At 29.5% G+C, this 7,389-nt stretch carries 7 protein-coding genes; 2 read left to right on the top strand and 5 right to left on the bottom strand.

What is annotated here, in order from left to right:
• Nucleotides 1–192: 192 nt before the first annotated feature.
• Complete coding sequence (locus tag L8X38_RS07335) at nucleotides 193–645, top strand: DUF411 domain-containing protein (RefSeq protein WP_220567152.1); 453 nt, start codon at nucleotides 193–195, stop codon at nucleotides 643–645.
• Nucleotides 646–655: 10 nt separating this feature from the next.
• On the opposite strand, the gene L8X38_RS07330 is transcribed toward L8X38_RS07335, so the two are convergent.
• Genes L8X38_RS07330 through exbB form a run of 3 tightly spaced genes read right to left on the bottom strand, consistent with a single transcriptional unit; the run spans nucleotide 656 to nucleotide 2,119 of the window.
• On the bottom strand, nucleotides 656–1,309 hold the full coding sequence (locus L8X38_RS07330) for an energy transducer TonB (RefSeq protein ID WP_263661674.1): 654 nt from the start codon (nucleotides 1,307–1,309) through the stop codon (nucleotides 656–658).
• Nucleotides 1,306–1,695, bottom strand: a complete 390-nt coding sequence (exbD, locus tag L8X38_RS07325) for a TonB system transport protein ExbD (protein WP_263661673.1) — start codon at nucleotides 1,693–1,695, stop codon at nucleotides 1,306–1,308. Before exbD ends, L8X38_RS07330 begins: the two co-directional genes overlap by 4 nt.
• The gene (exbB, locus tag L8X38_RS07320) at nucleotides 1,688–2,119 is read right to left on the bottom strand and encodes a TonB-system energizer ExbB (RefSeq protein ID WP_133319846.1); all 432 of its coding nucleotides are present in this window, start codon (nucleotides 2,117–2,119) and stop codon (nucleotides 1,688–1,690) included. The genes exbD and exbB overlap by 8 nt, the downstream gene beginning before the upstream one ends.
• A gap of 158 nt (nucleotides 2,120–2,277) precedes the next feature.
• Between exbB and L8X38_RS07315 the strand changes: the two genes are divergently transcribed.
• Nucleotides 2,278–4,371, top strand: coding sequence for a TonB-dependent receptor domain-containing protein (locus L8X38_RS07315; protein WP_263661672.1), 2,094 nt, complete (start codon nucleotides 2,278–2,280; stop codon nucleotides 4,369–4,371).
• Here L8X38_RS07315 and L8X38_RS07310 read toward each other — a convergent pair.
• Complete coding sequence (locus L8X38_RS07310; RefSeq protein WP_220567156.1) at nucleotides 4,368–5,903, bottom strand: DNA polymerase III subunit gamma/tau; 1,536 nt, start codon at nucleotides 5,901–5,903, stop codon at nucleotides 4,368–4,370. The two genes, L8X38_RS07315 and L8X38_RS07310, sit on opposite strands and share 4 nt — an antisense overlap.
• 2 nt (nucleotides 5,904–5,905) lie before the next feature.
• A complete protein-coding gene (rho, locus tag L8X38_RS07305) occupies nucleotides 5,906–7,210 on the bottom strand; it encodes a transcription termination factor Rho (protein ID WP_039617780.1) in 1,305 nt (434 codons plus the stop codon).
• Between the last annotated feature and the right edge of the window lie 179 nt (nucleotides 7,211–7,389).

Here is a 7,389-nt window from a genome sequence, read left to right as displayed (position 1 = left end):
AGTTTTACAAAATAAAAAGAAGGTTTTAGTATTTATTAAGTGGTAGAAAATCAGAAAAGTTATTTAGAAATTTTATTTAGTAGTAATACTTTAATTTAATATTTTTAATTAGCCATAGTTGATATTTTTGGTTTTTGATATAAAATATTAATTTTTATAATGTATTGTATCTTTTTTATTTTTGGAGGATATATGAAAAAATTATTTTTAACTTTAACGCTTGGTTTTACAAGCTTATTGGCTAATGAAAAAATATTAAATATTTACGAAAGTCCCACTTGTGGATGTTGCGATCTTTGGGCTAATTATATGAAAGATAAAGGCTATAAAGTACAAATACACAAAAGTGAAGATTTTTTAAAAATAAAAGAAAAAATGAATATTCAGCCTATGTATCAAAGCTGTCATACTGGCGTGATTGATGACTATGCTATAGAAGGGCATGTTCCTGAAGATGCAGTTGCTTGGCTTTTGGAAAATAAACCTGAGGATGTTATAGGTATTTCTGCTCCTGGTATGCCTCAAGGAAGTCCTGGAATGGAACAAGGTTATGAAGAAGAATATCCTGTAGTTTTGATGCTTAAAAATGGAGATTATAAAATTTATGGGATCTATAAAGGACATAATTTAATCAAGACAAACTAAGCAATTTTGCTTAGTTTATTTTATATATTAATGGTATTCTTATATGAAAAGTTTTTTCATACTGTGGAAAATTCTTAGACGCTATATGTATAGTTTCTAAGGCACTATCGTTCAATAATTTATATTTTGATGGTTTTAATATTTTTAAGTTTAATAGATTTTTATCTTTAGTCCATGTAAATTCTACTAAAATTTCGCCACTCATCCGCATTTTTCGAGCTTGCCTAGGATAAATTAAAGCTTTATCTATAGCTTGCTTAACTTCTTTTAAAAGTTCATTGTTATTAGTTAAAGATATACTTTCTTGAGAATTTATCAGGATGTTTTTTTCTTGAGATGTTATTTTTTGAGATTTTATTTCCTCTTTTAATCGATTTGTTGCTTTAGTATCGGTTGAAGTATTTATTTTTTTAGGTTGAACGATAGGTTTTTCTTTTACTTGTTCTATTTTTTTTATTTTTTCTTGTTTAGATTGTTCGTTTTTTATTTTAGGAGAATCTTGTAAAAATTGTTTTATAGCTATATTAAATTTTTCTTCCTTTGTAGTGTTATGTTGTATATGTAAAAAATTCTTAGTATAAAGAAAAACAAAAAGTAAAGGTAAAAAGATAAATAAAGTAATGAAAAATGATTGATTTTTATGATTACTTATAAAAGTCTTCATCTTTTTTGCTCTGTTAAAATTTGAAAATTTTCATGATTTTTATTTTTTAAAATATCAATAATTTTTACAAAGCTTTCAAATTTTGCTTCTTTATCACTTTTTAACTCTACTAAGGTTTTAGAATTTATAGTGTCAAATTTTTCTTTTATTTCTTCTATGGAAACTGTTTTTCCATCGATATAAAATTTATTTTCTTTATCGATTAAGATGCTTATTTTGTCTTTATTTTCACTTTTGGAATTTGAATTTTCACTTTGAGGTAGATTGATTTTGATTTCACCATGTGCGATAAAAGTGGATATACTTAAAACAATGGCTAGTAAAACAAGCATTATATCTATAAAAGGAATAATATTTAAACCTTCATTTTTTGGCAATTTAAGCATTTTTATCCTTAAAAATACGATATGCATTACTCAAAGTTGATATTTTTCTAAGCAATCCATTATAAGCCATCAAAGAAGGGATGGCAACTAAAATTCCCAAAGCAGTAGCCTTTAAAGCTAGCGATAAGCCAATAACAATAGATTTTACATCAATATTTCCACTTGCTCCCATGTCGTAAAATGTAATCATAATCCCTACTACAGTTCCTAAAAGTCCTACATAAGGAGCGTTAGTGTAAATAATATAAAGCATAGTGATATTTTCACTAATTGCATCATCAAATTTTTCTTGGCATTGATAATCATTTAGTTTAATTTTTCTAAAAAATAAGATGCGTTCTATAGTGCACCATATAGCAATAAATGCCATTAACCCTAAAACAATAAATATAATTAAGTCAATATAAGTTTTTAAAAATTCCACACATCCTCGCTTTAAAAATTTTTGTGATTATATTACTGAAAATTAAATTATTTATTAATAACAATTATCATAATTGATATAATAAATTTATTTTAAATTAATAATTATTATCATAATATTCCAACTTTGAAAATTTTGTTTATTTATGAAAGGAAATAATGAAAAATTATTGCTTGTCAGTTTGTGTTGCTAGTCTTTTGGTCTGTAATGCTTTATCACAAGAAGTTTTATTAGATAGCTCTATAGTGAGTGCTTCGGGATTTTCTCAAGATATCAAAGAAGCTCCTGCTACTATAAATGTGATTGGTAAAAAAGATTTAGAGAGTAAGCCTTATAGAGATGTTGCTGAAGCTATTGCTGATATTCCTGGTGTAGATTTATTTGCTAGTAAGGGAAAAACTGGATCTTATAATATCACCATGAGAGGTATTACCGGATATACTTTAGTTTTGATTGATGGGCGCCGTCAAGGGATAGGTGGAGAAGTAGGACCTAATGGTTTTAATGAGATTTCAAATTCATTTTTACCTCCAATTTCTAGCATAGAAAGAATAGAAGTGATAAAAGGACCAATGAGTACTTTATATGGTTCTGAAGCTTTAGGTGGTGTTGTAAATATCATCACAAAAAAAGTAAGCGATAAATGGGAAACATCAGTTAGTTTAGATAGTATTTTTAATGCACATAAAGAATGGGGCAATACTTATGGCACAAGTATATATTCAAGTGGCCCATTGATGAATGATCGTCTAGGATTAACCTTACGTTTTAGAGAGTTTTATAGGGAGCAATCTAATGTTGAATTTAGTAATGGAAGTGGACAAAGAGTGCAAGGTGATCAGGCTCAAAGTCCTACAAAAGCTAATAATTTTAGTTTAGGAACTAGGTTAAATTACTTAGTAGATGATTATAATACCTTGATATTTGATATTGATTTTTCAAGAAATCACTATGATAATAAAAAAGGCCAACTAGGCACATTAACAAAACCAACAGATAAAAATGATGGCTCTTTAACAGGTGGTTATACAGACACTATGCAAGTGGATAAGTTGGTAACTTATTTAAGTCATGAGGGTGTGTATGAAGATTTTTCGATTACTTCTACCTTGCAGTATAACCGTGTAAGTAACGATGGGCGTGAGGTGGTTGGCCAGGCAAATCAGTCATTTTTAGGGCAAAATAGAGATATAGTTGCTGAAGATATTATCGTAGATACAAGATCAGTTATTCCTTTAGGTCAAAGTCATATTTTAAGCGTGGGTGGTGAATATAGACTTGAAAAAATGCAAGATAAAATCGCTAATCCTACGAATTTTGATCAGTATTTATTAGCTCTTTTTGCAGAAGATGAGTATAGTATAAGAGATGATTTAAGATTTACTTTTGGTGCAAGATATAATTATCATGAAATTTTTGGAAATAATATTTCACCAAGGGCTTATTTGGTTTATAATCCTACTAGCGAGCTTACTTTAAAGGGTGGTGTTTCAACGGGCTTTAGAACTCCATATGCTAATAGATTGATAGCTGGTGCTTATAATTATAGTGGACAAGGTAAGTACCCTATGTATGGAAATCCGAATTTAAAAGAAGAAACATCGCTTAATTATGAATTAGCTGCTGTTTATAATAATGACTTATTTTATATTTCAGCTACTGGGTTTTTGACAAATTTTAAAGATAAAATTTCTAGTCAAAAATTCGACAAAGATAGTATGATTTCGGGTATTGGAAAATGTGAAGCTGATACATGCTATCAGGCGATTAATCATGGCAAGGTTGAGTATAGAGGCATAGAACTTGGAGCCGGGATTACTCCTGTAGAGCATTTAAATTTAGATTTAGCTTATACTTATCTTGATAGTGAAATTAAAGATGCGCAAGATAAAACTATGATAGGAAAACCAGAAATTGATAGTCTAAAACACAATATCATGCTAAAAGCAAGTTATAATATCTTTAGCAAATTCACTCCATGGATAAAAGGCGAATGGCAAATAGATCGTTATATGGGTGATACAAATATTAATAGAGAGTATTATCAAGATGTCTTTTTAGCTTCTATGGGTGTGCGTTATGATATCAATAAAAAATGGAATATTAATGCGGCAATTTATAATCTTTTTGATAAAAGTTTTACAAATGATTGGGAGTCTTATAAAAACAAAGGTAAAGATACTTGGGTAAATACTTATAATCGCATAGAAGAAGGAAGAAGAATTTATATTTCAATCAACGGCAGTTTTTAATTTTGTATAGTTGGGGAGCCAAAGAGCTTATTGAGAGCTTCTTTGGTTTCGTCTTTAGGATCGTATTTTTTAGCATCTTTTTTAAAATTTTCAAAATGTTCATTTAAATTCGGAGTACTTTTTATTTCTTGTTTTATAGGAGTTTTGAATATATCTTGCAATTTTTGGGTATCTATAGTTTCTATTTTTTGAATTTTAATTTGTGTTTTTTCTCCAAAAAGCTCATGAAGCAAGACTTTGATTAATTTAAAGCCATTATTTAGGATTTTTCTATCATCATCTTTAGCATGTGAGCTAATACTTAAAATATCATCTTCAAAAGAAATAAACTGCGTGGTTTTTTTGAAAACTTCAGCTAAATCATAGTCTCTTTTGTAAATAGCTTTTAACAAACTTTCATAAGGATTAAGTTTTTCTTCTTTAATTGTTTGTGCAGAAAGAATTTCTTGTTGTTTTGGGCTTGGTGTGTTATCTTGTTTTGGGCTTTTACTGTAAATAGCTTCATCAATACTTTTTAGGTAAGTTGCTTCTATAAGCATGAAAGCCATAACACAAAGTACAAAACTATCATCATCGCTAGAATTTAACATAGTCTTAGCACGCGAAAGAATTCTGAAAAATCTTTCGTAAATTAACATAGAAAAAAGATTGTTTTTGGCAAAAAATGCTTCTTTTAAAAAAAATATCATCTCATCGATGACATTACTTGCCTCGTAATCTTCAAATTCTTTTAAAAACTCAAGAACTTTATCTTTATCGCTAGCTAAAATGGCTTGATAAAATTCTTCAATTTTAGATGGATCTAAAAAGCCTAGCATCGCAGTAATTTTTTGTGTTTGTATATGATTTTGACAATATACTATGGCTTGATCTAATAAAGTTAGAGTATCTCTTAAAGATCCGTTTCCACTTCTTGCTATGAGTTTTAAAGCTTCTTTTTCATAATTGATATTTTCTTTTTCTAAAATCCACTCAAGATGATTTAAGATATCGTGAATAGAAATTTGCTTAAATCTAAAATGCTGCGTTCTTGAAAGAACCGTAGCAGGAAGTTTTAAAGGGTCAGTTGTTGCTAGTATAAATTTTACATAGCTTGGTGGTTCTTCCAAGGTTTTAAGCAAGGCATTTGCTGCTTGTGGGGTAAGCATATGCACTTCATCGATAATAAAAATTTTAAACCTAGCTAAAGATGGAGCGTATTTAACTTGCTCGATAAGCTCTTGAATGTCTTCTAAGCTTCTATGGCTTGCAGCATCCATTTCTATAATGTCTATATTAGAGCCACTGAGTGAAGATAAGCATTGAGAACATTCTCCACAAGGGTTAGCACTTGGTCCTTTTTCACATACTAGGGCTCTTGAAAAAATTCTTGCACTTGAAGTTTTTCCACTTCCGCGTAATCCTGAAAATAAATAAGCATGTGCTAAGCGGTTATTTTCAAGAGCATATTTTAAGCTTGTAGAAACAGTATTTTGCCCTACAAGCTCATTGAAATTTTTTGGTCTGTATTTAACAGCAAGAGCTTGGAGCATTACTACTCATTCATGATGGATAACAACTCTTCATTGCTTTTGGTTTTTAGCATTTTAGAGTATAAGAATTTTAAAGCTTCTATATCATCCATTTGTGAAATAGCTGATCTAATTGCCCAAATTTTTTGAAGTTTTTCAACACCTTGGAGTAATTCTTCTTTTCTAGTGCCTGATTTTATGATGTTAATTGCAGGGTAAATTCTTCTGTCTGAAATATTTCTATCAAGAACGATTTCGCTATTTCCTGTTCCTTTAAATTCTTCAAAAATCACTTCATCCATTCTTGAGCCTGTTTCTATCAAAGCAGTTGCTATAATGGTTAATGAGCCACCATGCTCTATATTTCTAGCTGCACCAAAAAAGCGTTTTGGCTTATGCAAGGCATTTGCATCAACCCCACCACTTAAAACTTTACCACTGCTTGGTGTGGCAGTGTTATAAGCTCTTGCTAATCTTGTAATAGAATCAAGTAATATAATAACATCTTTACCTGTTTCTACCATCCTTTTTGCTTTTTCTATAACAAGCTCAGCCACTCTAACATGATTATAAGCGGGTAAGTCAAAAGTAGAGCTAAAAACTTCACCTTTGACACATCTTTGCATATCTGTAACTTCTTCAGGACGCTCATCTACTAAAAGTACAATCAAATGAGCCTCTGGATGATTTTTAGCAATAGCGGTAGCTAGTTCTTTCATTAACTCAGTTTTACCAGTTCTTGGAGGTGCTACTATTAAGCTTCTTTGACCTTTTCCTATAGGGGCAAATAAATCAAGCATTCTGCCTGTTAATTTTAAAGGATCATATTCTAATTTGATTTTTTCAGTTGGAAAAATTGGAGTAAGATTGTCAAATAAAGGTCTTTCTCTAGCTTCTTTTAATGGAAGATAGTTGATTGCTTCAATTTTTAATAAAGCATAGTATTTTTCTTGATCTTTTGGCTCTCTAACTTGACCAGTAACTATATCTCCTACACGCAGAGCAAATTTGCGAATTTGTGAGTTTGATACATAAGCATCATTTACACTATCGCTTAAATTTGAGTCCATTCCACGCAAGAATCCATAACCTTCAGGCGAAATTTCTAAAATTCCTGTAAAGAGTATAAAGCCACCTTTTTTGGTTTGTGCTTTTAGAATTTCAAAAATAAGATCTTGTCTTCTAAATTCTCTTGGATTTTCTATTTCTGCTTCATTTGCTATTTTTACTAAGCTTTCTAAATCAAGCAACTTTAAATCTTCTATTTTATAACCTTCAACAGGAATGTGTGTTCTTTGGTGTTGTTTCTTTTCTTTTGTATTTTCCATATATCCTCATAAAATGTAGAAAATGTAGTTTTTGTTTTAGTTTATTCAAAAAAGATTTTATTAAAAAAAATACTTTTTTGTCAAATTTTGGAAATTATAATATAGCTTTGTAAATAATTTTTAAAATTGAAAGTTTGAAAAAATGATAAAATATTGTAAAAACTTATAAAGAAAGTATA

The organism is Campylobacter sp. CNRCH_2014_2452 (assembly GCF_025772865.1).
Classification (GTDB): Bacteria; Campylobacterota; Campylobacteria; order Campylobacterales; family Campylobacteraceae; genus Campylobacter_D; species Campylobacter_D lari_D.
The sequence above is the reverse complement of the archived record's forward strand: the minus strand, read 5'-3'. Positions and strand labels throughout refer to the sequence as shown.